Here is a 26,556-nt window from a genome sequence, read left to right as displayed (position 1 = left end):
GTTAGGGCACCAGCACCACTTTGCCGACGTTCTCGCGGGCGGCCAGAATGCGGTGGGCCTCGGGCGCATTCGCGAACGGCACCGCCGCATGCACCACCGGGGCCGCGGTCCCGCCTGCCAGCGCCTCGGACAGTGGGGCGATCCAGGGTCCGAGGGTGCCCCGATCGTCCCACAGCCGCAGCATGTTCAGGCCGATGACGGCTTTGGACTGCTCCATCTGCGTGATCAGACTGAAACCGCGCAGCATCGCCAGCGCCTGCGGCGCCGCCCGCAGCAGCGACCGCTTCTCACCCTGCTGCAGCGACGAAAGACCGTAGGCAACAAGGCGTCCGCCGGGACGCAACAACTTCAGCGAGCGCCGCAGCGAGGTGCCGCCGAGCCCGTCGAGCACGATGTCATACGACGGCAGGCCGTCCCACCAGCCTTTGCGGCGGTAGTCGATGGCGCGGTCGATGCCCAGCGCCTCGAGCTGGGCGTGTTTGCCCGGTGACGCGGTGCCGTGCACGACGGCCCCGGCAGCCTTGGCCAGCTGGATCGCCGCGATGCCGACGCCGCCTGCCGCGGCATGCACCAGCACGCGCTCGCCCGCCCGCAGCGACCCGTAGCCATGCAGCGCCGCCCACGCCGTCGCATAGTTCACCGGTATCGCCGCGCCCTCCTCGAAGCTCATCGACGGCGGCAGGGTGACCGTGTCGTTGGCGTTGGCGTTGACGATCTCGGCGTAGCCGCCGAAACGGGTGCCGGCCAGCACCCGCTCGCCGATACGGGCCGGGTCAACACCGTCACCGACCGCCTCGATGGTCCCGGCCACCTCGTAGCCGACCACGGCGGGCAGCTTCGGCGCATCGGGATACAGACCCACCCGGGCAAGGTGGTCGGCGAAGTTCACGCCCGCCGCACGCACCCCGATCCGCACCTGGCCGCTGGCGGGCGGCGGAGGGTCGGGGCGATCCTGCACCTGCAGCACCGACGGGGGCCCGTGTTTGGTGATGACGACGACGCGCATGGGTTTCAGCCTATTGCCGCGCGGTCCATAATCCTTGAGATGGACGTTCTCGATGAGCTGAACCGGTTGGTGGCGTTGTCGGGCGAAGTGGCGGCCGAGTCCGATCCCGCGGTGGCCGAGTTCGCCGAGCAGTTCCGTGTCGATGTTTCGATGATCACCGATGATTAGCGGGACCGGCTGCGGGAGGCACTGGGGGAGCAGACGTTCGGTGCGGTCGTGCAGATGTTCATCGCGGACTTCGCGCCACGGGTGCGTGCCGGCCTCGATGCCCTGGGGGTGGCGCTGCCGCCACCTGCGGTTGAGCGCGACGCGTCGGGCCATCTGGCCGATGCCTTGTTCAACGGGTTCATGCCGGTTGTGGCCCGGCTGCGGTCGCTGGACGCGGTGACCTCGGAGGTGGTACGGCTGCGCGGTGCGGCCCAGCACAACTGCCGGCTGTGCAAGTCACTGCGCGAGACGACTGCGCTGGACGCCGGAGGCTCCGAATCGCTCTACGACGACATCGAACGTTTCGAGGAGTCGGTGCTGCTCAGCGATGCGCAGAAGGCCGCGTTGCGCTACGTCGACGAGCTGATCTGGACGCCGGCGCACATCGACGCCGACGTAGCCGCTGCAGTGCGCCGGCACTTCACCGACGAGCAGGCCATCGAGCTGACCCTGGACGTGATGCGCAACGCCGGCAACAAGATTGCGGTGGCACTGGCCGCCGACGCGCCGCGGGTCGCCGACGGCACCGAGCGCTATCTGCTGGATGCCGACGGCCAGACCGTATTCGGCTGAGCTCAGGCGGAGTGACGGGCCAAAAAGCCCAGGATGGCGTCGGCGAAGATGTCGTTGCGGTCCCCGGCGACCATGTGACCGGCCCCGGCAACGTCGACGAACTCCACCTGCGGGAACCGGGCCAGGAACTCCTCGGCGTTGGCGGCGCTGACCAGGTCGCTGAGCTGACCGCGTACCAGCAGCATCGGTACGCCGCCGTCGAGGATGGTCTGCACCGCGGCATTGAGCCGGTCGACGTCGTGGATCTCCAGCGGGGCCAGTTCCTCGCTGCCGTTGACGAACTTCGGATCCCAGTGCCAATACCAACGGTCACCGCGGCGGCGCAGGTTGGCGGTGAGCCCGTTCAGGTCCGCCGGGCGGGGTCGGTGCGGGTTGTAGGCGGCGATCGCGTCGGCGACCTCGTCGAGGGAGCCGAAGCCGGACTCCATCCGCTCAGCCATGAACGCCTGTATCCGCTCGGCACCGCCGGCGTCCATGTTCGGGACGATGTCGACGAGCACCACTGCGCTCGCCGCACCGGGAGCCAGTTCGCCGCAGAGCAGCATCGAGGTACACCCGCCCAGTGAGGCGCCGACCAGTACCGGGTCCGGCGGCAGGGTGCGCAGCACCTCGTGGACGTCGGCGGCGAAGCTGACCAACCGGTAGTCGCCCTCGCTGGCCCAATCGGATTCGCCGTGGCCGCGCAGGTCAACGGTGACCGCCTGCCAGCCACGCTCGGCCACCGCCGCGGCGGCCCGGGCCCAGGAGCGGCGGGTCTGCCCGCCGCCGTGCAGGAAGACCACCGCACGTGCGTCGGGATCACCGTGCCGGTCGGCGATGATCCGGACATCGCCGGGGGCGTGGGTGACGAACGTTTCGGCGGTCATCTTGGGATCGTAAGCCGGGGCCCACCGCGGCAGTCACGGTGTCGTCGGGAATCACCGTTCAGACGAATGGCTGCAGGTCGAACCGGCCCCAGGCGAGAAAGGCGAACACAGCCAGAAACGCGACGTCGCCGGCCATGTGCCCCCACTCGCTGCGGCGGAATCTGGTGGTGGCGGCGCCAGCCATGAACAGCATGAGGCCGCAGGCCGCCAGCGGCACGAGCACGGGTGCCACGCCGAGCGCCGCCGGGAGAATCAGGCCGAGGGCACCGATCATCTTGATGGTTCCGATGGCCTTGATGTGGCCGCTGCTGAAGTCGTCGACCCAGTGCTGGCTGGCACCCAGTGACCGGATCTTCTCTTTGGGCGTCAGCACCTGAATGGCGCCGCCGATGAAATACGCGATGGCGGCGACGCCGGCGATGGTCCACAGGGCGGTGTTCATGGTGTACTCCTTCGTGGTTACCTCGATCGGGTGGGGTTCGTCATTACCTATGACGGACCGGCACCACGAGAGGTAACCGATGACGACCGAGTCGCAACTGGCGCAGGCATTCGAGCAGCAGCGTCACCGATTGCTGGCGCTGGCGTATCGGGTGCTGGGCTCGGGGGCGGACGCCGAAGATGCGGTCCAGGAGGCGTGGTTGCGGCTGTCCCGCCAGGACGTCGATGCGATCGACAACCTGCCGGCGTGGTTGACGACGGTGATCAGCCGCATCTGCATCGACACCCTGCGTTCACGCGCCGCCCGGCCCGAGATCTCGACCGATCAAGACCTTCCCGAACTCGTGGTGACCGACGATAGCGACACTCCCGAAGACGCTGCGGTGCTGGCGGATTCAGTCGGGCTGGCGCTGCTGGTCGTGCTGGGATCGCTGCGCCCCGATGAGCGGCTCGCGTTTGTGCTGCACGACATGTTCGCCGTTCCGTTCGCCGAGATCGGTCCGATCGTCGGGAAGTCGGCTGATGCCGCCAAGATGCTGGCCAGCCGGGCGCGCCGCAAGGTCCGGGACGTACCCACGCCGGCGGGGGATCGGCATGTGCAGCGGGAGGTCGTCGATGCCTTCCTGGCCGCCGCGCAGGGAGGGGACTTCGACGCTCTCCTGCGGGTGCTCGATCCCGAGGTCACGTGGCGTCAGCACACGGTCCGCGGTGTGACCGTCACGACCGGGGCCAGTGCGGTCGTGGAGGCGGTCCGTCGAGGTCAGGGGGCGCGCATCACCGCGCGCCGTGTCCTGGTCAACGGCGAGCCGGGAATCGTGGGCTGGGGTCCGACGGGCCGGCCGCTGGCCTTGATGGCGTGCACGGTGCGGGACGGTCGCCTGGTGGGCATCGTGTCGATCACGGACCCGGTGCGGTTGGCCGGCATGGAGTTGCCCGATCCGCCGGACGCATAACAGCTGACTCTTAATCAGCGGGTCCGGGGGCGGGCACACCCGCCGTAGGTAGGGACCTAGCTCAGTTGGTTACCTGCAAATGAGGAAGGCCCCGCTGTTGCGTGGCCTTCCTCATCGGTTGCGCACGGTCCATTGCCGACGTTGCGTACACGGCCACGCGGCGAGCGATCAGTGCTCGTCGTAGTGGTCGCCGTGAGCGGCGTGACGATGACCATCGTGTAGGTAGTCCACGTGGTCGCCGTGCTGAATTGCCTCATGGCCGCAGTCGGGGCCGTGGGTGTGTTCGGTGTGGGTGTGGGTCTGGTGCTCTGTCGTGTTCATGGTGGTAACCATACAGAACATATGCAGACATTGCAATATAAAGATGTTAGGCGGCCATTGGCGCGTGACGTTGCGGAAGGGCCCGGTGTTTCGCCGGCCGTGGATCAGCCGAATGTTGTGGCCGGGAAGTCAACCGCCGATGGCCGGCGGGCAGCTCCCCGCCAGCGCGGCCGACAGCGGATGCGAAGTCGTCGACGAACAGATCATGACGGCGTGGAGCGGGGCCGGCGGCGCATGGAGACGCTGCTGGCGCGGCATGGCACGATGGTTCCCGCGCGCATGCGTATCAGGGGCGGTAGCTCAGTTGGTTAGAGCCGTGGACTCATAATCCATTGGTCGCGGGTTCGAGCCCCGCCCGCCCTACTACGAGCCCTACTACGAGTCGCTCTCTAAGTGGAGCTGAGCCGTGCGACCGCACCGCAACCGCACGGCTCAACGCCCGATCTAGAAATCACACCGCAAAGAACGAATTGAACAGCGCTTGGATCAGGTCGCCGGTGTCGAGTGTGGGAATCTCGTTGAACGTGGTCATCCCGTCGACAACCGATGTGGCCGAGTCGATTTGGTCTGGCGTCAACCCGAGGTAGACCTGATGCAGTGCCAGCCCGTACAGCAGGTCCTGCCAACTGGTGTTTCCGAACAGCAGGTCCCACCAACTCTTGCCCAAGTTGTCCGCGAAGACGTCGCCTTGGATGTTGAACACTTCGGTGGGGTAGAGGTCGGTGGGGACGGCGGCGGGGTTGGCGCCGAGCATCACGAAACGCAAAGCGTCGGTGGGCACTCCGGCATCAGCGAGTTGCTCCTGGGCGTAGGAGGCGATCAGGCTGCTCTGGGAGTAGGTGAAAATGGTCAGCGGGTCGCTGCACGCGCCGGAGGCGTCGCAGCCCATCTCGCCGGCGTTGTAGTCGGCGAGGATCGCGTCGACGAGGATGGTTTGACCCTGCGGGACGCTCTCAAGGAAGTCCCAACTGTTGGGGATGCTCAGCGCCACGGAAGACGCGACGGTGCCGCCATAACCGAGCGGATCGAGGTACAGGTCGATCCCGTTGCTGATGTAGTTGGCGGTCGGTGTCGCGATGCCCGTTGGACCCAGGACCAACGCGTCGGTCGAGCCGTAGAGGAAGTCGTACTGGTTATCGTTGGCGGCGTTGGCTGCACCGGCGAACGCCAACGCGGCGCCACACAGTGCGACGCCGAAGATGATTTGCTTCATCGAACCCCCTTGTTCGTAGCGATCACTGGTGATGTCGCCAAGCTGATTGCACGGCAGGCGATTACGTCTTCCGACATGCCCCCAGCAGATGTCGGATCGTAGGCTGTGCAGTCAGTTGGCAACTGACAGGATTATTGCAAGTAGCGTCAATTTCCGTCTTTGGATTTGAAAGATTCGCTGAATGAAACCGGCAACGTCCGGCCCGTTGATGTGCTAAAGGAGTCAGCGGGCGGGAATAAGAAGACTTAGGTGCGCATCTGGGGACTCAACCAAGGGATTGCCGGCCGCCACCTACCCGCTCATTGCGCTGCAACCGGCTGCAACACCGCTCCGTTGTCGACGCCGCCGCGTCTCGTGCGGCCCGGCTCCTATGGCGGTCGCCCGGCTCGCAGGCGGTATGCCCAAAAATCACCCATTCCCGCGGTTGACCAGCGTGCCCAGAGTTACCGTAGTGGCTCCAGTCACGAAATGAGTGTTGTGGGATCAGTCAGGCACCCCGGTATCACCGTCGGCATCGCAGCATTGGCCGCGGGAACCCTCATCGCGACGCCGTCGGCGGCGCCGCCCCCCGACGTTGTCGTGCGCGCGGTCGACCTGACGGCCAGTCCCTTCGACCCGTATGTGGACCTGATTACCAACACCTTCAACAATCTGGGCACTATCGGCGCGCACTGGCTGGACGACCCGCTGCCCACGGTGGTCCAGCTGGCCACCAACTGGTTCGACTACGCGCAGACGACGTTCAACTTGCTCGGCGCCACCGCCCAGTCGTTCGTCGACGGAGTTATCAACCTGCCCGGCCAGCTCGAAACGCTGTTCGACGCCATCTCGTCCAGCGATATCACCGCGGCGCTGGGGCAGGGGATCATCATCGTGCTGAGTATTTTTCCGGTCGCCGGTCTGGTGGATCACCTGCTGGCGATTCCCTACAACATCGTCGGCAATGTCGTGAACGCGTCTATGGCCGCCCTGCACGCATTGCAGGTGCCGGTCGGCCTTGCCGCGCTGAGCTCCGTGCAGGCCGTCGTCGCCGAGTTCGAGACGGTGGCCCGCAATATCGTCGACGACGTGTCGGCCGGGGATATCACCGGTGCACTGTTCGGGCTGATCGGCGCACCGGCGGAACTCCTCAACGCTTATCTCAACAGTGAAAGCCCGGGCCTGGCCGGCCTTCTCGCGCCCTTCGAGGATGTGAACCAAACGGGTTTTGTCGATGCCCTGGTGAATTTTCTGCCCCGTGCCGTCGCCGAGTCGATCGGCGCCCCGTCCGCCCCGATCAATGATCCGCTGCCGCCGGATCTCGGCGACTTCGTCATGGGCGACTCGGTGCAGCCGAGCGCTCTACTGCCGGATTTCTGAACCGTTCGGCGTTTGCCACGCCTCGCGTGGCGACCTGCCGAAGTGCGCAGAAGCCAAGTTAATCAGCAAAATTCATTGAGTTCGATCTGTGATCGTGTCGTGTTACGGGTGTGATTCTTGATGCTCATTGTTACGGAAGTTGCCTGAGTGTTCCGTGAGCGAGTCGGTGTCGTAACCGAATAAGGAGTTTGGTCCGTGGTCGATGGGGCGGCAGTTGAGCGTTCTCGGCGCCACCCCGGGTGGACCGCCACGACGGGGCTCCCAACCCGCCGACTGCGTTTGACCGCGGTAATCGCAGTGCTGTCAGTACTTTCCGTCTGCGCGGGGGCCGTGCTGGGACTGCCGGGGTCGGCGTCGGCGGCGATCACCCAGGCGCAGAACGTGGTGGCCGTGACCACCACGGCCACCCCGGTGAGTGCGGGACTGGTTGCCGTCCCGGCTATTCCGGCCACCCAGTTCGCCATCGTCACCCCACCTGCACACGGCACGGCGACCATCAGCGGCGCCACCTTCACTTACACACCGGCCAATGGGTTTGTCGGTACCGATGCCTTCAGCTACGCCACGACCGACGGCGCGACGGTCTCGACGCCGGCCACCGTCGGCATCCAAGTCATGTCGCCCGCTTCGGCGCCGCCGTCACTGGCGACCGCCTGCACCGACCTGGGCCCGGCCTTCACCCCGGTATGCACGGCGATCGGCGACGTCACCGACCCGCTGGTGCAGGCCTGCAGCACGGTGGGCTCGGTCGATGCGTGCAGCTGGTTCGGCGGTAACAAGCACGGACTGATCAGCGCCTGCTTTGACGTCGCCACCGGGCAACTGGCCGTGACGTGCAAGACGCTCGACACCGCGGCGCAACTGGTGGCAAGCCAGTGCCGAGTGGTCAACGGTCCGATCGACTATTGCGCGCTGCGCAGCGGCAGCCCCATCGGCGACCGCTCCGTGCAGAGCTACCTGGCCGGCCCAGTGCACAAGGCGCTGACCCAGCAGTACCAGCTGAGCTCGACCCTGCCGCTGGGGGAGGCCCAGATACCGGCGACGCACAACTCGTTCAACTACACCAACGCCAACATCCCACCCACCTTGTCGGGTATGGACCCCGACCAGCTGTATTCGTTGGTCAACCAACTCGACTTGGACATGCGGTTCATCGAGCTCGACCTGCACTGGTACCCCAGCCTGGGCGCCCCCGGCGGCTACGCGCCGATCTTGTGCCACGGCTTCGACAACCACCTGGGCTGCACCTTCGAACGGACCGCGGCCTCCGGCTTGCAAGAGATCCGGCGCTGGTTGGACGCCCACCCCGACCAGGTGATCGTCCTCTACATCGAGAATCGGCTCGACGACCCGGTCGATGACATCAGCAAGTCGCTGCCGGCCGGGGCCGCGGTCATCGAGAGCACGCTGGGCAACACCTCGGCGCGGGACCTGTTGTTCCGCCCCGCGCAGGTGCAGCCCGGCTCCTCCTGCGACACCCAGCCGATACCGCTGGGTGTGTCCATGGCCCAGATCCTCGCGAGCGGCAAGCAGGTGCTGCTCTATACCAACAGCGGTTGTGGCCACGACGCGGCGTGGGACGCGCTCGGCTTCAACGACAGCAACGTGCAGGAGAAGGGGATGCCGGTGACCGTGCAGTTCCCTGACTGCTATTTCACCAGAGCACAGTTCGAGAGCTCCTATACGCGGTTCTTCGACTCCAACACCCTGGTCGACGTGCTCGCCGGCGGCGGCAATGCCCAGCCGATGACGGCCGACCAGATCCACGAGATGATGCGCTGCGGCGCCAACGCGCCGGGCCCGAACTTCGTGGACCCGCACGCCGATCAGCTGGCGGGCTTCGTGTGGAGCTGGTCCTATGGTCAACCGCTGTCCAGCCCCGCCCAGCAGTGCGCAGTGCACAACGGCGACGGCCGCTTCCAGGCCGAGGCCTGCGGCCAGTTCCTGCCCTACGCCTGCCAGGCCCCCGACGGCTGGCACATCAGCAGCGGCGCCGGCCAATTCGGCGGTGGCGCCCTCGCGTGCGTCGGCCAGGGCGCCTTCGCGGTACCCCGTACCGGATACCAGAACGAACTGCTCAAGGCCGCCAAAGCCCAGGCCGGTGTTGACCGGGTCTGGCTGGCTTACACCGCGGGCAACGACGGCAACTGGACCATGGGAGCAACGCCACCAGCGGCACCGTCGGCTCCAGTCACACCGAGCCTGCCGCCGATGCTGGCGTCAGTACCCGCCCCGCTGTTTCCGGGGAGGGTGTCATGACCACTGCTCGGGCTGTCTGCTCCGTTGCGGCCCGCTGATCGCCGGTGCCTTACAGGCCGACGAGCTCCAGCAGACTGTCGCCCACCAGGGCCGGAACACCGAGGAAGACCATTGCGGGTAGGAAGACGAACAGGCTGTCCAGGCCCGCGAACGTGTGGTACAGACTGTCAGCGATCTCCAGAGCGAAGAGATTCTGGACGCCCGCGCTGATTTCGTAGATGCCGGCTTCGAACATCTCCGTCAGGCTGGGAACCAGCGAAGACCAGTCTGTGAACGGCGGGTTTACAGCGAAATCCCCCGCGAAGGCCAGGTAGCCCCCGAAATCCTGGCCCAGCACGCCGCCCACGGCAGCCACCAGGATGTTCTCCGGGATGGCCGGCAAGATATTCGCCACTGCTGGGGTGAAGTTGCCGACCGCGCCGAGCAGGTCCAGGTTGAACAGGTCTGTCAGACCTTGCTGGAAATCGCTGGCAGCCAGTTCGAAGTTGGCATGCAGGGCCGGGAACAGATCCGCGGCCGCGGCCGCGGAACCGGCGAAGTCGGTGAGCTCGACTGCGGCGGTCGTTAGCTGGACGCCAGCCTGCTGCAGGTGGGGGGCAGCGGGGACGGCGGCGATGAGGCCGGCGCTTGCGACGGCGACGGCAACGGCGGCGTGGGCGCGACGAGTGTGTTCCATGGGATCCCCCCCGATCAAGTTAACGGAAATATTTTCCCTTTTCAGGACGATAGCGTGAGCTGATGCTGAGCGCAATATAAAATTCAATTGGGTAACACTCAGGAGTGTCGGCTGGCTGGCGCCCGCTCGCCAGCCCGCACTTCTACACCGTTGACCGTGCCATTGACAAATGGCACGATTGCTGGTGTTGTGTGTGCCGTGACGGATCCGGATGGTTCGACCCTGCCGCCAGTACCCACCCGCGCATCGACGCGCGCCGTGGTTGCGGCCACGTCCACGCGCTGGACGTTGCACGTTCTCAACAACATGATTCCGATGAATCGACCGGGCATCGCGTTCGCGCGCGGACTGATCGCCAGCATTATGGGAACGCTCGGTTCGATGCCGACCGGCACCAGGGTCATGCCGGTGCGCGACGCGGGGGTGCGTGGCGAATGGGTGCTCGGGCCCGGCGTCGAGTTCGGCCGGCGGGCCGGTTACTACGTGCATGGCAGCGGATACGTGCTGTGCTCGACGCGGACTCACCGCAAGCTGGTCGCCAGGCTCTCGGAGGCAACCGGATTGCCGATCTTCTCCGTGGACTACCGGTTGGCTCCCGAGAACCCGTTCCCCACAGCCGCCGACGACGTCGAGGCCGGCTACCGGTGGTTGCTGGCCCAGGGGCATGCCGCCTCCGACATCGTGATCGGCGCGGACTCCGCGGGCGGTCACCTGACCTGCGACATGTTGCTCGCACACGCCGATGAACCGGGCTTCCAGCCGGCCGGTGTGGTGCTGTTCTCGCCGTTGGTCGACCTCACGCTGAAGCTGGCCGAGGAACAGGAGAAGGTGCGGCGCGACCCCGCGGTGTCGGCGGCCTCAGCCCGCCGACTGGTGCAGCTCTACGTGCGGGACCAAGACCCCGACAACGTGCGCCTCCGGCTCGATTTCGCCCGGGCCGATCGGCTCCCGCCGGTCTTGACCCAGGTGGGCGGGTTCGAGATGCTCAGCGCCGACGCGCGCCACCTGGACGCCGAAATACGCCGGAACGGTGGAGTCAGCACCTTGGAGGTGTGGCCGGGAATGGTGCATGTCTTCCAGGCCCTGCCGCGACTGGCCCCGGAGGCCAAGCCCGCGCTGCGCCGCGTGGCGGCCTTCATCGCGGGTGTCTATGCCGACCAGCGATTCGACGAACTCGGGGCGGTGCGCTGATGTTCGGACTCGACACGGTGCTGTCCCTGTTTCGCAACGATCGGCGGACGGCCAACGCCAAGGCGGTGGTCACCGGCGCCGGCAGCGGCATCGGGCGGTCGTTCGCGCTGGAGTTGGCTCGTCGGGGCGGAGACGTCATCTGCGCCGACATCAACGCAGAGCGGGCCGCGGAGACGGTGGCGCTGATCGAGCAGCTGCCGACCGGGACAGGGCATGCGGTGCAGTGCGATGTGTCCGACCGCGGCGCGATCGAGCTGCTGGCCACTCGCGCCCAGGAGATCTTCGGTGGCCCGCCGACCCTGGTGATCAACAACGCCGGTGTCGGCATCGGCGGAAAGTCAGTCGGCGACATCGGCTTCGAGGACTGGGACTGGGCGCTCGGGATCAACTTGTGGGGCGTGGTCTACGGCTGCGAGGTTTTCACTCCGTTGCTGCGGGAAGCCGGACGCGGCGGAATCATCAACGTGGCATCCGCCGCAGGATTCGCGGCGGCGCCGTCGATGGCGGCCTACAACGTGTCGAAGGCCGGCGTGATGTCGCTGTCGGAGACACTGGCCGCCGAACTGGACGGCACCGACATCGCGGTCACGGTGCTGTGCCCGACCTTTGTGAAGACCAACGTCTTTCAAGACGGCCGGATCACACCCCGGTCGATGAACCTCAGTCAGCAGCTGGCGCACTGGACCGGACTGTCTGCGGACAACGTCGCGGCGCGCACCTTGGACGCGCACGACAGTGGCCGGCTGTACGTGGTGCCGCAACTCGACGCCACGGTCATCTGGCACCTGAAGCGGCACTTCCCGGAACTCTACGTCCGAGGCACCGGGTTGCTCGCCCGCCTGCTTCCCCAGAACTGACCTGCGAATAACCGTCTTGTGAAAGGAAGGAACTGATCATGGCGATGAACCTCGACGACATGCTGCAGAAGATCAAGGACAAGCAGTGGGCCTTGGTCGACATCGACTGGGACGCCCCCGGCGCCGACCTGATCGAGCCGGAGCTCTGGGCCAAGCTCAAGCCGTTCATGACCGACCTGATGTGGATCGAGAACGTCGGTGCCCGCGGCTTCGCCGCGCTCGCCAAGAAGGCGCCGACCCCAACCCTGAAGAGCATTTACGAACACTTCCACGCCGAGGAGCAGAAGCACGCGAACGCCGAGCTCGCCTTGATGCGGCGCTGGGGAATGCTGGACGACGACGAAATTCCAGCTCCGAGTGTCAACGTCCAGCTGGTGATCACCTGGCTCGACAAGTTCTCCGATGGCATGTCGCTGTCGATCCTGGGCACCGTCATCCCCATGCTGGAAGTGGCCCTGGACGGCGCGCTGATCAAGTTCATCACCGACGAGGTCAAAGACCCGGTGGCCCAAGAGGTCTTCAAACGGATCAACTCCGACGAGTCGCGTCACCTGGCCGTCGACTTCGAGGTGATGGACATTTTGGGCCACGCCAGCATGCGGAAGTTGGCGGTCGAGTTGGTCGGCAGCTGGATGAACCCCGCGCTGCTGATCGGCACGTTGAGCTACTTCCCGCTGCTGAACAAGATGCGCGACAACATCGTGGCGATGGGCGTCAATGAAGAACGCCTCTACCAGGCCATGCGTCGCTTCCAAAGCGTCGGTGAACGAAGTGCTTTCGCCCGCCGGGTGCCGATGTACCAGTTCATCTCCTGGCACGGCAAGAAGGTGATCGACCGCAGCTCCAAGTACCACTGGTTGGCCGACTCCCTGGTCAAGATCACCGGTGTCATCCCGCCCTCGCTGGTGCACAACACCCCGACCTGGTCGCAGGAACTGACCTACGAGCCGGTCGCGTGAAGGAGCAGGACATGACGATCTCCGTAGCGATCATCGGCGCCGGCTTCGCCGGCATCGGTGCCGCCATCCGACTCAAAGACCAGGGAATCACCGACTTCGTGCTGTTCGAACGGGATTCGCGGGTCGGCGGCACCTGGCGCGACAACACCTATCCCGGCGCTGCCTGCGATATCCCGTCGCGGCTGTACTCCTACAGCTTCGCGCCCAACCCGGATTGGTCGCACACCTACTCGGGCAGCTCCGAAATACTCGGCTATATCGACAGCATGGTCGAAACCTTCGGGATCGCGCCGCATATCCGGTTCGAGCACACCGTCGCCGGGATCAGCTACGACGCGCACGCCGGAGAATGGACCATCGACCTGGCCGGCCGGGAAGCGGTGCGCGCCAGGACCGTCGTCGTGGCCTCGGGGCCGTTGTCCAATGCCAGCTTCCCCGACATCCCCGGTATCGAGGACTATGAGGGGCACAAGATCCACAGCGCCCGTTGGGATCACGACTATGACTTCGCCGGCAAGAAGGTGGCCGTGGTCGGTACCGGTGCCAGCGGGGTGCAGATCATCCCCGAACTGGTCAAGGTGGCCGAGTCCGTCAAGGTGTTCCAACGCACCCCGGGGTGGGTGCTGCCGCGGCTCAACACCGCGACCAGTGGCTGGCTGAAGAAGATCTACAAGGATGTGCCGCTGGCCGAAAAACTGATGCGGTCGGCCTGGTTCTGGGGCCATGAGTCGGTCGCGGTCGGCGTGGTGTGGGACAGCCCCTTCACGCGTCTGGTGGAAGCCCTGAGTTTGGCGAACCTGCGCGCGCAGGTGAAGGATCCGTGGTTGCGTCGACAGCTCACACCGGACTTCTCCGCCGGCTGCAAGCGGCTCCTGATGACCAGTGACTACTATCCTGCGTTGCAGAAGGACAACTGCAAGCTGGTGACCTGGCCGATCGCCCGGTTGTCGCCCAAGGGAATTCGCACCGTCGAAGGCATCGAGCACCAGTTCGACGCCATCGTGTTCGCCACCGGATTCGAGGTGTCCAAAGCCGGCACCCCCATCCCGATCACCGGAATCGACGGCCGCGACCTGGCGTCGGAATGGAGCAGGGGCGCCTACGCCTACCGCAGTGTCGCCGTCTCGGGCTATCCGAATCTGTTCTTCACCTTCGGGCCGAACTCCGGACCGGGCCACAGCTCGGCCCTGGTCTACATGGAGGCTCAGATCGACTACATCGTCGGCGCCATTTCGAAACTGCTGCAGTACGAATGGAAGTCGCTCGATGTACGGCCCGAGGTGCAGGATCGCTACAACAAGGACATTCAGCGACGCCTGCAGTCCACCACATGGAATTCCGGATGCCAGAGCTGGTACCTGACCGAGGACGGCTTCAACGCCACCATGTTCCCAGGTTTCGCCACACAATTCGTCAACCAACTCAAGACGCTGAACCTGGAAGACTTCAAGATCACCGCCGCGCAGACAAGCAGTGACCCGGTCCTGACTGCCTAGGATGTCATGGTGACCGAGTACCGGATCGACGATCTTGCGAGACAGGCTGGGACCACCACTCGCAACGTCCGGGTGTACCAGGAAAGCGGTCTGTTGCCCCGGCCCCAGCGCCGGGGCCGGGTCGCCATCTACACCGACCGGCACCTTAAGCAGCTACAGGCGATCGTCCGTTTGCTCGGCGAGGGATTCACGGTCAAACACATCTTGAAGTTCCTGACCGGGCTCCAGCGCGGCGAGGCGCTGGTCGAGGTTTTGGACCTGGCCGATCTGGGCGAGTTGGTGACCGCGCCGTGGTCACGTCCGCTGTCACAGACCATGACGCGCGAACAATTGGAGGCGCGGCTGGGCCGCCTCGACGCGGAGTTGCTTCGGCGCTTGCTTACCAGTGGAGTCATCGAGCCGACCGACGTCGACAACGTCTACCGGGTGGCCGACACGGATCAGATCGATGACCTCGCCACGCTGATGTCGCGCGGGATGCCCCTGGCAGCGATGCTGGAGACGGTGACCGCAGTCGACAAGAAGTTGGACGAGGCGGCCGAACTTCTGACCCGCAGCGGACACGCCGAGGTGGTCCGGCAGCGCGGGCCCGGGTGGTTGCCGGCCAATGACGACGAACTCGCCTGGGCCGCAGACCTGGTCGACGCCATGCGCAGGGTGGCACGGCGGTCCGCGCACGCCAGCCTGAACCGAGCGTTCGATGCGGCCGTGCGTGCCGAGCTGCGGCAGTATCGGCAAGGCAGCGACGAGCGTGAAACTCGCCGGCAGGACAACGCTTGACTCAATGAGGGGAACGCCCATGACCGACCGCTACGCGATCCCGTCTCTTGAGGTCCTCCAAGCCCGCGAAAAGCTGGTTCTCGACCATTTCCGGGATGAAGTGCGTCAGGACTGGGACGACGTGCTGGCGACGTTCCCGCGTCCCCACTACGAGATCATCCCGACGCTGACCGTGCACGACGGCGACGACGAAGTACGTGGCTACTACCGTGACACCCGGGTGGCTTTCCCCGACCAAAACCACGAGATCATCACGCTGCGCCACAGCGCCGACGCGGTGATCGTCGAATTCTGGCTGACCGGAACACATCTGGGGCCCCTTGGCGCTGTTCCGGCGACCGGATCACGACACCGGACCCGCATGACCGCGTATTTCATCTTCGATGAGCACGAGAACCTGGCAGTCGAGCGGATCTACTTCGACACGCTGTCCATGGTCAAACAACTGATCGGCGGCGTCAACCTGCGCGATCCGCGTTCCTGGCCGCTGGTGATCCGCGTTCTGCGGGGTCTGCTGCGTATGTCGGGGGCACCCGACCCCAGCCTCATCCAGACCCCACCGGCGGGTCTGTCGAGCTGAGCCGCCCAGATATGGACGGCACGGACCCGACGGTCGCACAATGGACCGGTAGCGACCAGCCGATGTGACCCTCAGTCAGACGAGGAGGTCCACGTAGAGTCATGTCCGACATCACCGAATTGCATCAAGCGCTGCTGGAACGCATTCTGGGCAAGGACGGGGCAGCGCCGCTGGAATTGCGTCGGGCGGCTTACCGCAACGCTGGGCTGGATGAACCGATCAAGACCCTGATCGACAAGGTTGCCCTGCGCTCGTACGGCGTGGCCGACGCGGATGTTGACACCGCCCGAGTCGTAGGCCTGAGCGAAGACCAGATCTTCGAGATCGTCGTGTGCGCCGCGGTCGGCCAGGCGACCCGACAGTACACCAGCGCGCTGGAAGCGCTCGCCGGCGCCACCGAGGACCGGGGCACGCAATGAGGCTGACCATCCTCGACCACGGCCACCGGCTGCGCACCAAAGCCCTGCTGGGAATCATTCGCCTGGTGTCACGGCAGCCGGTCGTCGACGCCGTCAAGCTCGCGTTCTACCGCCCGGAGTTTTACGGCGGTGGCCCCCTCACCAACGAAGCGATGCGCGGGCCGTCGGCGTGGTCCATCGAGGAACGAGAACTGATGGCCGCCTACGTCTCGAAGGTCAACGACTGTCCCTTCTGCGTCGCCGCCCACACGGCCACCTCCAACATCTGCTACGGCGATGCGACCGCAGCCGCCACCCTCGCCGATCTGGACACCGCCCCGATCACCGAAGGACTGCGGGCAACGCTTGGCCTGCTCGGCAAGCTGACCCGCCAGCACCGCATCGACGCCGACGATGTACGAGCCGTTCTGGCGACCGGTGTTACCCCCGAGCAGGTCAAGGACGCGCTGGCCGTCAGCCTGGTCTTCAACATCACCGATCGATTGGCCAACGCATTCGACTTCGAGGTGGCTGGCCCGGCCGCCATGGCGGCCGGTGCACGCCACCTGGTGAAGCGTGGTTACGGCTAGCCGACGCTGAGGACCAGCTACAGCTTTCCGGCGACGAAGTCAGCCGCTTGGTTGACCATCCCCGACGAGATGTAAGCGCTGGCCAGGTGTTGCGGCCAGTTCTCTTCCCAGGTGTTCGGGTCGGCCGGGTTGCAGATCGGGTCGGCGCCATGACACTGCTCGATGGTCCGATCGTTGTAGATCGGGTTGAAGTTCGTGATGGGTCCGACCCACTGACTGCCGTTGCCGAACAGCGCCACTGCGGCGATGTGCTCGTCGGCGCCCGGCGGTAGGGGATTGTTGAAGCCGAACGCGGAGAAGGGGACCGCAAGCACGACGTCGGTGACCGCCGCGCCCAGCGAGTAGCCCCCCGGCACGATGCGGGTGTTCGGGCATCCGTTGATGGTATTCTGGATGTGGGCGCTCATGTCATTGGCGCCCTGGTCGATCTGATTGTCAGCGGGGTAGTTCACCGCATACAGGCTGACGTATTTGGAGGTCTTGGCCCGCAGCGCGCTGACGAACGCGTTGCCGACCGCGCCGGCCCCGGGCGATTCCAGACGCCCACGGGCAAACACCACTTCGACGTCGGGGCATGCCGCACCAGCCGGTGCGACGGCACCGGGGGTTCCCGCGGGAATCATGACGGGGGCGGTCAGCAAGGCTGCCGCCAGCACAGCGCCTGAACTCGCGAGCCGCAGTCGGCGGGCCGAGGAATCGCTCACGAAGTGGATAGTAGTGGTCCGCAATCCCTTCCTGCCGCCGCGGTCGGATCCCCGCAGCCCTAGCTGGACCGCGACCCTTCGAGATATGCGGCCAGCGCATTGGTCAGCCCGCGGCGGGCCTCGTCGAGATCGGCATACGAGCCCAGCTGGCGCTCGGAGACCAGCCCGCGCATCGCACCCGGGATGAGGGCGGCCACCTCGCGCACCCGCTGGGGGTCGACACCGAGATCGGCGAAGGCCGCATGGCACGTCGTCAGCCAGCTCTTGCCCCAGGAGTACAACTCCGCCGCGGTGCGCGGATACAGCCGCTCCAATTCGCGGTGGTCGCGGGGGAGTGCGGCGCGCAGATTCTCGATCGCACGTGAATCCGGCGACGCCAGCCCGTCATAGAGCGTGTCGATGATCGCCGCGACCCGTTCCCGCAGCGGCGCATCCGATTTCACACTGCCGAACGCCGAGATCGCGGCGTCACGTCGTTCGGCGGTGCGGTGCAACACCGCCGCCCAGAAGCCGTCGACGTCGCCGAACTGATACTGCACGGCGCCCCAGGTGGCACCGCTCTCCTTAGCGATCCGGCTGGCCGACACCGCGCCGGGGTCCCCGGTGGCCAGGGAGCGCACCGCGGCGTCCAGCATCGTCTCGCGGGTTGCCAGCCCCCGCCTATTGCTGCGCCGCGCCTCTGATTGAACCATCGCCCGAATCCTAACAACATTTACATAGCACCCACTATGATTCCTTTGCGAAGCGCACTATGCTGCGACAGTCGGCCCGGTCGGAGACCACAGAGAGGACGCGTGGACATGGCCAAACCGCCGTTGTCGATGAACCCGACAGGCTGGTTTCAAGTCGCCTGGTCCGACGAGATCGGCATCGGCGACGTCCACACCATGAAGTACTTCGGCCGGGAGATGGTGGCCTGGCGGGCCGAGTCGGGTCAGCTCACCGTGATGAACGCCTATTGTGAGCACCTCGGCGCACACCTCGGTTTCGGCGGCACCGTCTGTGGCGAGGTGCTGCAATGTCCGTTCCACGGCTGGCAGTGGAACTCCCAGGGCCGCAACGTCTGTATTCCCTACCAGGACAAGCCCAACCGCGGTCGGCGCATCACCACCTATCCCGCCGTCGAACGCAACGAGTCGGTCTACATCTGGAACGACGCGCAAGGGCGTGCGCCGTTCTTCGACGCGCCGGACGTGTTCGCCAGCTTCGACGACCGCAGCGCCGACGACTACTACCCGCAACAACGGCTGTTTCGCCAAGGCCTGGAGCTGCACCCGCAGTACGTGCTGGAAAACGGTGTGGACTTCGCCCACTTCAAGTACGTGCACCGGACCCCGATCGTGCCGGTCTTCACCCGCCACGACTTCGCCGAACCGGTGTCCTATGTCGACTTCACCATCACCTTCGAAGGCGACGACGGTCAAAGGATCGAGGACGTCAACAGCGGCGTGGAAGCCATCAACGGCGGCTTGGGGATCGCGGTGACCAAGAGCTGGGGGATGATCGACAACCGGACCATCTCGGCGATCACGCCGGTCGACGACTCGACCTCCGACGTCCGCTTCATGGTCTACATCGGCCGGTCGCCGCATAAACCCGTCGACGCTGGTCGCGCCGAGGCCCGGGCGGCCGAGTTCGGGCGTGAAGTCATCCGTCAGTTCGAGCAAGACATCCACATCTGGTCGCATCAGCGCTATTCGGATCCGCCGGCGCTGGCGACCGCCGAGTACGAGGGCTTCACCGCAATCCGCCAGTGGGCCAAGCAGTTCTATCCCGACGGCATCGGCGGCAGTGCTGCTGAGGTCTACGCGCAGAAAGGTTTCACCGCATGAACGCAGCCGCCGCACCCGTCCGGGTATTCCAGGTCGCCACCGGAAACGTCGGAACCGAGATGATCCGGCGGTTCGCCGCCCGCGATGACCTCGAGCTGGTGGGCGTGCACTGCTATTCGCCGGACAAGATCGGCAAAGACACCGGCGAGCTGGCCGGGATCGCCCCCAACGGGGTCATCGCGACCGGCAGTGTCGAGGAGATCGTCGCCGCCAAGCCCGACGTGCTGACGTTTCACGGAGTGTTCCCCGACGAGGACCTCTACGTCCAGATCTTGGAAGCGGGCATCAACATCGTCACCACCGCGGACTGGATCACCGGCTGGCATCGTGACCGCAACCACCCGCATCCGTCGGGCAAACCGGTCACGCAGCTGCTGGCCGAAGCCTGCGAAAAGGGCGGTGCGACGTTCTACGGCACCGGGATGAACCCGGGGCTCAATCAGATTCTCGGCGTGGTGTGTTCGGCCGACGTGGCCGAGATCGAGAACATCACCACCATCGAGTCGGTGGACGTGTCGTGTCACCATTCCAGGGACACCTGGATCGAGGTGGGCTACGGACAGCCGGCCGATGACCCGGAGATCCCGGCCAAGCTGGAGAAGTTCACCCGAGTCTTCGCCGACAGCGTGCTGATGATGGCCGACTGCTTCGATCTGACCCTCGACGAGGTGACGTTCGATTACGAGCTGGGGGTCTGCACCCGGGATGTCGACCTGGGCTGGTACACCCTGCCGAAGGGCTCCTTGGGCGGCAACTACATCAAGTATCAGGGGATGGTGGACGGGGTGCCGCGCGTCGAGACGCACCTGGAGTGGCAGATGACGCCGTTCACCGAACCGAACTGGAATATCAAGGGCTGCTACATCACCCGGGTCACTGGTGATCCGTGCGTCTACAACAAACACATGATCTTCCCCAAGCCCGGTGTGGACCTGTCCAATCCGGACAACTTCGCCTCGATCGGCATGACCGTGACCGGGTTGCCCGCCCTCAATGCGATCAAGTCGGTGGTGGCGGCGCCGCCGGGCCTGCTGACCAGCGCCGACCTGCCACTGCGCGGATTCGCCGGACGATTCCGCACGTGACCGAGGCCGGTGGGATTGTCGCGTTGGCGCGCGGCATGCGTGAGCTGGTGGCAGCCGAGGCGGCCGCGTCCGAGCAGCGCCGCACGCTGACCGCCCCCATCGTCGACGAGATGTGGCGCACCGGCCTGATGTCGGCGTTCAACCCCGCCGCGGCTGGAGGTGTCGAGCCGACGTTTGCCGAGATGATCGAGACCTGGATCGAAATGGCATGGCAGGACGGCTCGTTCGGCTGGATCGGCATCGCCAACATGCCGTCGTCGTTCGCGGCCGCCGCCTACCTGCCCGACGATGGATTCAACGAGGTGTTCACCGCCCACGGCAATCAGGTGACGCTGGGTGGCCAATACTTTCCGAACGGACAGGGCGTCGCCGTCGACGGCGGTTACCGGTTGAGCGGAGCCTGGAGCTTCGGCTCCGGCATCGGCCACTCCCAGTACGTCGCCGCCGGTTTTTTCCCGATGGACGACGGCGAGATGCGCTGGGTCAGCGACGGGATACCCGACATGCAGGTCGCGGTGGTGCCACGTGCGCAGATCTCGTTCAACGATGGCTGGCATGTACAGGGGCTCAAGGGAACCGGCTCTTATGACTACAGCGCACACGACGTGTTCGTGCCGGGCAGCCGGACTTTTCCGCTGTTCTGCCGTGTACCCCTTCGGGGTGCCTCGCCGGCAGCTCGGATGGGTTTGATGCCGGTCACGGCCGCCGGACACGCGTCCTGGGCGCTCGGTGTGGCCAAAAGCATGCTCGACGACGTGACGGAGCTGGCAGCCACCAAATACCGGATGAGCGACATGGCGGCGTTGGCCAGTCGCCCGACGTTTCAGAAAGATCTGGCTCACCACGTCGCCGCATGGCGCGCCGCTCGTCTGCTGGTGCTGGATGCCTTCACCACGGCCGAGTCCGCCGTCGCGGCAGGCGAAGACCTGACGCCGCGACTGCGGGCCGACATGCGAGTGGCAGCCGTCTACGCCACCGACACCGCCAGAAGCTGCGCCGAATGGGCACATCTGGCGGCCGGAACGACGGCGATCCGCGAAGGCAGTCGCCTCGAACGAGCATTCCGCGACATCTACACCGGAACCCAGCACGCCTTCATCAGTGAGAAGGTCGCTATCGACGCGGCCCAGATCTGGCTCGGGCTGATCGACGACCAGTTCGGGCTCTGAGCAGCCGCTGAATCAGGGCAGCGGGGTACCGGAACTGCCCTCGGGCAGCGGAGTCCCGGAGCTGCCGGACGGCGGCGCTGACGGTGCGGGGTGCGCGGGCCGCGACGCCGGGGGACGAGCCGGTGCGGCAGGCGCCCGGTTGCTGCCTCCGGTGGCCGGGACCTGCGACCCGCCGGCGGGGGCTTGGGGCTGCGGCGGAGCCTGGGGCGCCGGCGCCACCCAACGGATCAGATCGTTGCCGCCGGTTTGGTACACCATGCTGTTGGGGGCGTCGCCGGTGACGTCGAAGTAGACTTTGCCGCTGGCCTTCTGGCCCTGAGTCAGGGCGGCGGGAGCGATGCCCTGTGCGGTGGGCACGGTGAACAAAGCCTGGTAGTTCTGGCCGCTGGCCGAACGGGCACTGAGGTTGGCGACGATCGGAAAGACGGCGCCCTGGATCGCCTCGTCGGTGGCGGTGGCCTCCCACAGGGTGCCGCGGGGCTGATAGGGGATGGCGTCCGAGCTGGGCCGCAGATCGCTGATCGTCCAGCCGTGGACTCCGGGTCCTTCGGGCACGGTGCCCTGGGTGCCGATCGGTTGGGTGGCAGGGGCGGGCGCCGGGGCCGGGTCAGGGTCCGCGCCGGCAATCCCGGTGGTGAGGGCGCCCGCGGCGGCCAGTGCTCCCGCGGCCAGGGCGGTCGAGATGGACTTCATGGGACTGTCTCCTCAAATCGGCTGCATGCCGACGACATTGGTACTCAAGTACTTCAATCGTAACGGGCTGGGGACCAGGCTACCCAGGAACGAGTCCGGCCCGACCTCGCGGTAGTGGAGGTCGGGCCGGCCTGGCGAGAGAACTTCGGTCAGTGCGAAGCGGTCGAGGTGTTCGCGCCGCTGGCCGCCGGGGTGCCGGGGGTGGCCGCCGGAAGCGGCGTGCCCTGGTTTCCGGCCGCGGCCGAAGCGGTGCCTTCCGAACCAGTGCCTGTCGTGCCGGTCGTGCCGGTCGCCTCCGTCGTCGAAGCACCGGGGGCCTCGGCGGGAAGCGGCGTACCCGAGCTGCCGGCGGCAGCCGAGGCCTCCGACTGGCTCGGGGTACCCGGGGTCTGCTGCGAGGACGGTGCCGGGCCGCTGGCGGAAGTCGACGCTTCGGCGCTGCCCGCGGTGCCCTGGGCTTGTGTGCCCGAGGTGCCCGACGTGCCCGCCGTGCCTGAGGAGCCCGCGGCCTCCGAGCCGGAGGCAGCGGCGGGAGTGCCGTCGGCCTCAGCCGGCAGTGGGGTGCCCTGGCTGCTCGCGGGCAGTGGGGTGCCCTGGCTGCCGGCTGCAGCCGGGGTGGTGTCGGTAGCAGCCGGAGCGCCCTGGGTGCCTGACTGGGCGGGCTTCGCGCCGGTGGCCGCCGGACCGGAAGCCCGTTGCGAACCGGTGGCCGCCGGACCCGACGAACCGCCGGTCGGCGTGGTCGGTGCGGCGGGGGTCCAAACCAGCTGGTCGTGGCCGGCGAACTGGTACACCGCGCTGTTGGGCGCGTCGCCGGTGACGTCGAAGTAGACCTTGCCGCTAGTCTTCTGGCCCTGCGTCAGGTTGGCCGGGTTCACGCCCTGCGCCGTGGGCACCCCGAACAGCGCCGGGTAGGTCTGACCGCTCGCTGAACGCGCACCCAGGTTGGCGATCACCGGGGTGACGGTGCCCTGGATCGCCACGTCGGTGGCGGTGGCCTCCCACAGGGTGCCGCGAGGCTGGTAGGGGATGGCGTCGGAGCTGGGGCGCAGGTCACTGACGGTCCAGCCCTGGATGACACCCCCGTTCTCCACCGTGCCCTGGGTGCCGATCGGGTGGGTCGAGGGGGCGACGTCGCCGGCGTCCGCACTGGCGGTCGCGGCGGTGACGGCACCTGCTGCGGCCAACGCGCCCGCGGCTGCCACGGCAGTTGTGAAGAACTTCATTATTGGTTGACTCCTCGGCTCGACTGGATCTCGAAGGTGATGCAGTGACTCCAAGTGGAAAATCCTAACGGATTTGACGGCTGCGGTTATTCGCGTCGCCAGGATCGGCGGTCAGGAATGCGAACTCCACCAGGTGTAGAACTGCTCCAGAGTGGGGGCGGCGCGTTCGGTTCGCAGTGAGCCGATAGTCAGGTTGGCATCGTTGGTCCAGACCAGCACGGGAGACCCCTGCCGCATGCCGCACAGCAGCGTCCCGGCCGTCTTGTCCGGGGTGGCGGTGCGGTGCCAGGGGCCCGGCGACTGGATCCGGCCCGGACAGGTGACGACGGTGGTGGCCTGCACCGTGCTGTCGAAGCTCTGGCGCAGCGCACCGGCATCGGGGAACAGCGAGTAGGTCGCCGCGGGCGGGCCGTCGAGGTCGACGTTGCGGCCACACGTGACCTCCGCGATGGCGCCGGCCGACGGCGGGGTCGACGTGCAGGTGTCCTGCGGATAGCCCGACGGCAGCAGCTTGAGCAGACGGGCCTGCGCCTCGGCCGACGACATGGTCGTCGTGGGCTGACTCGCCCCCGCGGCGGACCGCGAGGTGTCGCCGCCGGCTCCCAGCTCGTCGGAGCCCGATCGGCTCGTCATCCAGGCGATCAACCCCACGACGACGATCAGGGCCGCCCCGATCCGCAGCAGCAGCTTGCGTTTTGCGGGATCGTGAGACAGGCGCGGTGGCCGGGACGAACTGAACCAGTCGTCGGCGGTGGTCGAGACCCGGGGCAGGCCGGGATGACCGGTGGGACGCGCCGCGGTCACGGGCTCGGGAATCGGGGTGGGCTCGGCTGGCGGCGGGACCGACTGGGTTGGTTGCGCCTCGGGGACCGTCGGCACCTCGTGCACGGGGTCCGGGGGAACCTCGGCCGTCGCGGCGGGCGGCACCGGTGGCTCGGCAGCAGGCACCTCGGTCGGTTCCACCGGTGGCGAGCCCGGCTGAGGTTGCTCGATCAGCGGCGGAGTGGACTGCTGGCTGGCCTCATAAATCTGCAGTGTCCGGTGCTGATCGGGCGCGCTGAGCGCCTGATAGGCGGCGGTCGCGAGCTCCGCGGCGCTGGCATAACGCTCCTGCGGGTCCTTGGCCATACCTTTGGCGACGACCTCGTCCAAGGCGGCCGGGATGGTCGCCCCGGCAAGGCTGGGCCGCGGAATCGGCTTGTTCTGATGCGCATTGGCCAGCATCTTGAGGCTGTCGGCCCGGTACGGCGGCGAACCCGTCAAGCACTGGTAGAGCACGCACGTCAGCGCATAGATGTCGACGGCCGGGCCGAAGTCACTGCCGGAGAACAGCTCCGGCGCCGCGTACTTCCAGCGGGCGCCCGCATTCTGGGCGTCGGCCGCGTCGGCCCCGGGCGCGCCGGCCAGTCCGAAATCCACCAGATAGACGAAGTCGTCACTGGTCACCAGGATGTTGCGCGGTTTGACGCCGCGGTGGATCACCCCGGCGCCGTGCGCGGCATCCAGGGCCGACGCCGCCTGCCACACGATGTTCACCGCACGCGACGGGGGCAGTACGCCGTTCCGTTTCAACAGCGCGGCCAAGTCGGCTCCGGCAACCAGCGGCATATCGATGAACACCTGGCCGTCGAGCTCGCCGTAGTCGCGAACCGGGACCACGTGCGGCTCCTGCACCCGCCCGACCACGAGCGCCTCACGCTGCAGCCACTCGCGAAACGCCGGATTCCCGCCCAACGCCGGCGCCAGCAGTTTGACCGCGGCGGCGCGGTCCTTGTGGGTGTCGACCGCCTCGTAGACCTCACCGGTGGTGCCGCGTCCCAGCAGTCGTTTGAGGAGGTAACGCCCCACCCGTGACCCAGCCCGCGAACCCGACGCGGTCTCGCCCATCACCGACTCCTCACGACGACATTGCCGCCCATGATTTCATCACTGAACCGCGCCGCTATCAGCCGGTAGCGCCAACATCGCAGGTATGGGGCTGGTCAGCGGCCGGTGAGATTGCTGATCGTCATGATCTCCAGATTCCGGTACGCGCGACCGGTGGGCTGCACCAGGTCGTGGAACCAGACCTGCGGCTCCGCGGTGTAGGGATGGTCCCAGGAGTCCCACGGCAGGTAGGTCTGCGTTCGCCCGGCGACGAATCCCCAGTTGTAGGCGCCCACATTGTGGCGCTTCATGATCGGCAGAATCCCGTCGATGGTGTTGCCACGGGTGCGGGCCAGATATTCGGTGCACATCATCGGCCGACCCAGGGGCGCCAGTTCGGCGATGCGATCACTGAACGTCGCCGGCTTGTCGTAGGAGTGGAACGTGATGACGTCGGAGCTGTTGAGCTGGGTGTTGACGATCGTGCTGCCCTGCCGCGAGCCCTCCCAGATCCCACTGGTCAGCGGCTGACGGGCGTCGACCGAACGCGCCCAACTGAACACCTGGGGTAGCAGGTCACTGATGTAATCCAGCTTGTCCGACCGTTCGACGGAGCTGTACTCGCGGGCCATGTTGTCCGGCTCGTTCCACAGGTCCCAAGCCAGCACCCGTTCGTCGTACCGGAACTGGGTCATCACACCGGTGACGTAGTCATACAGGGTTCGGTAGTAGCTGCGGTCTCCGAGCCGTTCGGCTCCGGGACTCTGCACCCATCGCGAATTGTGGATGCCGACTCGGGGGGCCAGCTGTGGTCCGGCCTTGGGGTGCGGGTCCCAGCAGGAGTCGAACAGGACGAACATCGGCTTGATGCGGTGGCGAGCGGCGACCGCGACGAACTGGCCCAGCCGGTATTGAAAGCCCCGCTGATCGGCGGCCCACAGCTGGTCGTGCAAGAACACCCGCACGGTGTTGAAGCCGGCCGACCGGGCCCAGCCCAACTCGGCGTCGATCCGGCGCAGGTCGAAGGTGCTCGGCTGGAACATCTCGAGCTGGTTGACCGCGGTGGAGGTGATGTAGTTGGAGCCGACCGGCCAACCCTGCGCCTGGTACCAGCGATTTACCCGGTCGATCGACCACCGGCCGGGGTCCGCGCCGGCCCGCGGGAGCCGGCTCAAGGTGGGACCCGCCGCCAGCAGGAGGGGTAGCCCCAGTGCCGTTCGACGCTTCACGAAGTAAACATAACGTCCGGACCCGTT

General features: G+C 66.5%; 26 protein-coding genes, 1 tRNA gene and 1 pseudogene. 16 read left to right on the top strand and 12 right to left on the bottom strand.

Features of this window, described 5'->3' with window-relative positions; genetic code table 11:
- Window position 1: 1 nt before the first annotated feature.
- The gene (locus tag ABW16_RS12635) at window positions 2–1,006 is read right to left on the bottom strand and encodes a zinc-binding dehydrogenase (RefSeq protein ID WP_047319515.1); all 1,005 of its coding nucleotides are present in this window, start codon (window positions 1,004–1,006) and stop codon (window positions 2–4) included.
- Between the two features lie 39 nt (window positions 1,007–1,045).
- Between ABW16_RS12635 and ABW16_RS12630 the strand changes: the two are divergent.
- Window positions 1,046–1,786: pseudogene (locus ABW16_RS12630) on the top strand (carboxymuconolactone decarboxylase family protein).
- A 2-nt stretch (window positions 1,787–1,788) separates the two neighbouring features.
- Here ABW16_RS12630 and ABW16_RS12625 read toward each other — a convergent pair.
- A complete protein-coding gene (locus tag ABW16_RS12625; protein ID WP_047319514.1) occupies window positions 1,789–2,652 on the bottom strand; it encodes an alpha/beta fold hydrolase in 864 nt (287 codons plus the stop codon).
- 58 nt (window positions 2,653–2,710) lie between these two features.
- Window positions 2,711–3,094, bottom strand: a complete 384-nt coding sequence (locus ABW16_RS12620) for a DoxX family protein (protein WP_047319513.1) — start codon at window positions 3,092–3,094, stop codon at window positions 2,711–2,713.
- Window positions 3,095–3,173: 79 nt separating this feature from the next.
- Here ABW16_RS12620 and ABW16_RS12615 point away from each other — a divergent pair, with 79 nt between their 5' ends.
- A complete protein-coding gene (locus tag ABW16_RS12615; protein ID WP_047319512.1) occupies window positions 3,174–4,046 on the top strand; it encodes a sigma-70 family RNA polymerase sigma factor in 873 nt (290 codons plus the stop codon).
- Window positions 4,047–4,214: 168 nt separating this feature from the next.
- On the opposite strand, the gene ABW16_RS12610 is transcribed toward ABW16_RS12615, so the two are convergent.
- The gene (locus ABW16_RS12610) at window positions 4,215–4,367 is read right to left on the bottom strand and encodes a hypothetical protein (protein ID WP_047319587.1); all 153 of its coding nucleotides are present in this window, start codon (window positions 4,365–4,367) and stop codon (window positions 4,215–4,217) included.
- A gap of 289 nt (window positions 4,368–4,656) precedes the next feature.
- On the opposite strand from ABW16_RS12610, the gene ABW16_RS12605 reads away from it, so the two are divergent.
- Window positions 4,657–4,730, top strand: a tRNA-Ile gene (locus tag ABW16_RS12605).
- A gap of 88 nt (window positions 4,731–4,818) precedes the next feature.
- Here the strand turns inward: ABW16_RS12605 and ABW16_RS12600 are convergent.
- The gene (locus ABW16_RS12600; protein WP_047319511.1) at window positions 4,819–5,580 is read right to left on the bottom strand and encodes a PE-PPE domain-containing protein; all 762 of its coding nucleotides are present in this window, start codon (window positions 5,578–5,580) and stop codon (window positions 4,819–4,821) included.
- A 249-nt stretch (window positions 5,581–5,829) separates the two neighbouring features.
- On the opposite strand from ABW16_RS12600, the gene ABW16_RS12595 reads away from it, so the two are divergent.
- Together ABW16_RS12595 and ABW16_RS12590 are read left to right on the top strand one after the other, a co-directional pair.
- On the top strand, window positions 5,830–6,939 hold the full coding sequence (locus ABW16_RS12595; protein ID WP_157864241.1) for a hypothetical protein: 1,110 nt from the start codon (window positions 5,830–5,832) through the stop codon (window positions 6,937–6,939).
- A gap of 297 nt (window positions 6,940–7,236) precedes the next feature.
- The gene (locus tag ABW16_RS12590; protein WP_131721494.1) at window positions 7,237–9,198 is read left to right on the top strand and encodes an Ig-like domain-containing protein; all 1,962 of its coding nucleotides are present in this window, start codon (window positions 7,237–7,239) and stop codon (window positions 9,196–9,198) included.
- Window positions 9,199–9,247: 49 nt separating this feature from the next.
- Here the strand turns inward: ABW16_RS12590 and ABW16_RS12585 are convergent, their stop codons facing one another.
- Window positions 9,248–9,949 (bottom strand): hypothetical protein, encoded by a 702-nt coding sequence (locus tag ABW16_RS12585; RefSeq protein ID WP_131721493.1) that lies wholly within the window; start codon window positions 9,947–9,949, stop codon window positions 9,248–9,250.
- A 240-nt stretch (window positions 9,950–10,189) separates the two neighbouring features.
- Here ABW16_RS12585 and ABW16_RS12580 point away from each other — a divergent pair, with 240 nt between their 5' ends.
- The 8 genes from ABW16_RS12580 (at window position 10,190) to ABW16_RS12545 (ending at window position 16,725) form a co-directional block, all read left to right on the top strand.
- Entirely contained in the window at window positions 10,190–11,065 is an 876-nt protein-coding gene (locus ABW16_RS12580) for an alpha/beta hydrolase (RefSeq protein WP_412178203.1), read from the top strand.
- Entirely contained in the window at window positions 11,065–11,922 is an 858-nt protein-coding gene (locus tag ABW16_RS12575; RefSeq protein WP_109519581.1) for an SDR family NAD(P)-dependent oxidoreductase, read from the top strand. Before ABW16_RS12580 ends, ABW16_RS12575 begins: the two co-directional genes overlap by 1 nt.
- Window positions 11,923–11,960: 38 nt before the next feature.
- Window positions 11,961–12,881, top strand: a complete 921-nt coding sequence (locus ABW16_RS12570; RefSeq protein WP_047319506.1) for a reductase — start codon at window positions 11,961–11,963, stop codon at window positions 12,879–12,881.
- A gap of 11 nt (window positions 12,882–12,892) precedes the next feature.
- Window positions 12,893–14,377, top strand: coding sequence for a flavin-containing monooxygenase (locus ABW16_RS12565; protein ID WP_047319585.1), 1,485 nt, complete (start codon window positions 12,893–12,895; stop codon window positions 14,375–14,377).
- 9 nt (window positions 14,378–14,386) lie between these two features.
- Window positions 14,387–15,157 carry a MerR family transcriptional regulator gene (locus ABW16_RS12560; RefSeq protein WP_047319584.1) on the top strand — a complete coding sequence of 257 codons (771 nt, stop codon included), beginning with the start codon at window positions 14,387–14,389 and terminating at the stop codon, window positions 15,155–15,157.
- Between the two features lie 19 nt (window positions 15,158–15,176).
- Complete coding sequence (locus ABW16_RS12555) at window positions 15,177–15,737, top strand: ester cyclase (RefSeq protein ID WP_109519580.1); 561 nt, start codon at window positions 15,177–15,179, stop codon at window positions 15,735–15,737.
- 101 nt (window positions 15,738–15,838) lie between these two features.
- Window positions 15,839–16,156, top strand: a complete 318-nt coding sequence (locus ABW16_RS12550; protein WP_047319505.1) for a hypothetical protein — start codon at window positions 15,839–15,841, stop codon at window positions 16,154–16,156.
- On the top strand, window positions 16,153–16,725 hold the full coding sequence (locus tag ABW16_RS12545; protein WP_047319504.1) for a carboxymuconolactone decarboxylase family protein: 573 nt from the start codon (window positions 16,153–16,155) through the stop codon (window positions 16,723–16,725). Before ABW16_RS12550 ends, ABW16_RS12545 begins: the two co-directional genes overlap by 4 nt.
- A 17-nt stretch (window positions 16,726–16,742) precedes the next feature.
- Here the strand turns inward: ABW16_RS12545 and ABW16_RS12540 are convergent, their stop codons facing one another.
- Window positions 16,743–17,348 (bottom strand): cutinase family protein, encoded by a 606-nt coding sequence (locus ABW16_RS12540; protein WP_412178205.1) that lies wholly within the window; start codon window positions 17,346–17,348, stop codon window positions 16,743–16,745.
- 140 nt (window positions 17,349–17,488) lie between these two features.
- The gene (locus ABW16_RS12535; RefSeq protein WP_047319502.1) at window positions 17,489–18,121 is read right to left on the bottom strand and encodes a TetR/AcrR family transcriptional regulator; all 633 of its coding nucleotides are present in this window, start codon (window positions 18,119–18,121) and stop codon (window positions 17,489–17,491) included.
- A gap of 108 nt (window positions 18,122–18,229) precedes the next feature.
- On the opposite strand from ABW16_RS12535, the gene ABW16_RS12530 reads away from it, so the two are divergent.
- From ABW16_RS12530 to ABW16_RS12520, 3 genes are read left to right on the top strand one after another with little or no spacing between them, the layout of a single operon-like run.
- Complete coding sequence (locus ABW16_RS12530; protein WP_047319582.1) at window positions 18,230–19,261, top strand: Rieske 2Fe-2S domain-containing protein; 1,032 nt, start codon at window positions 18,230–18,232, stop codon at window positions 19,259–19,261.
- Entirely contained in the window at window positions 19,258–20,346 is a 1,089-nt protein-coding gene (locus ABW16_RS12525; RefSeq protein WP_047319501.1) for an NAD(P)H-dependent amine dehydrogenase family protein, read from the top strand. Before ABW16_RS12530 ends, ABW16_RS12525 begins: the two co-directional genes overlap by 4 nt.
- Window positions 20,347–20,381: 35 nt before the next feature.
- Window positions 20,382–21,515, top strand: coding sequence for an acyl-CoA dehydrogenase family protein (locus tag ABW16_RS12520; RefSeq protein ID WP_047319581.1), 1,134 nt, complete (start codon window positions 20,382–20,384; stop codon window positions 21,513–21,515).
- Between the two features lie 12 nt (window positions 21,516–21,527).
- Here ABW16_RS12520 and ABW16_RS12515 read toward each other — a convergent pair whose 3' ends face one another.
- The 4 genes from ABW16_RS12515 to ABW16_RS12500 form a co-directional block, all read right to left on the bottom strand.
- Window positions 21,528–22,208: an MPT63 family protein gene (locus tag ABW16_RS12515; protein ID WP_047319580.1), complete on the bottom strand. Its 681-nt coding sequence runs from the start codon at window positions 22,206–22,208 to the stop codon at window positions 21,528–21,530.
- A gap of 149 nt (window positions 22,209–22,357) precedes the next feature.
- Window positions 22,358–23,434: a DUF1942 domain-containing protein gene (locus tag ABW16_RS12510; RefSeq protein ID WP_052956883.1), complete on the bottom strand. Its 1,077-nt coding sequence runs from the start codon at window positions 23,432–23,434 to the stop codon at window positions 22,358–22,360.
- Window positions 23,435–23,545: 111 nt separating this feature from the next.
- The gene (locus ABW16_RS12505; protein ID WP_047319500.1) at window positions 23,546–25,321 is read right to left on the bottom strand and encodes a serine/threonine-protein kinase; all 1,776 of its coding nucleotides are present in this window, start codon (window positions 25,319–25,321) and stop codon (window positions 23,546–23,548) included.
- Window positions 25,322–25,416: 95 nt separating this feature from the next.
- Window positions 25,417–26,529 carry a glycoside hydrolase 5 family protein gene (locus ABW16_RS12500; protein WP_047319499.1) on the bottom strand — a complete coding sequence of 371 codons (1,113 nt, stop codon included), beginning with the start codon at window positions 26,527–26,529 and terminating at the stop codon, window positions 25,417–25,419.
- Window positions 26,530–26,556 lie beyond the last annotated feature (27 nt).

Origin of the sequence: Mycolicibacter heraklionensis, from assembly GCF_001021505.1 — a bacterium.
Taxonomy (GTDB): domain Bacteria; phylum Actinomycetota; class Actinomycetes; order Mycobacteriales; family Mycobacteriaceae; genus Mycobacterium; species Mycobacterium heraklionense.
Note: the sequence above shows the minus strand (reverse complement) of the source record. Positions and strands in the feature narration are given on the sequence as shown.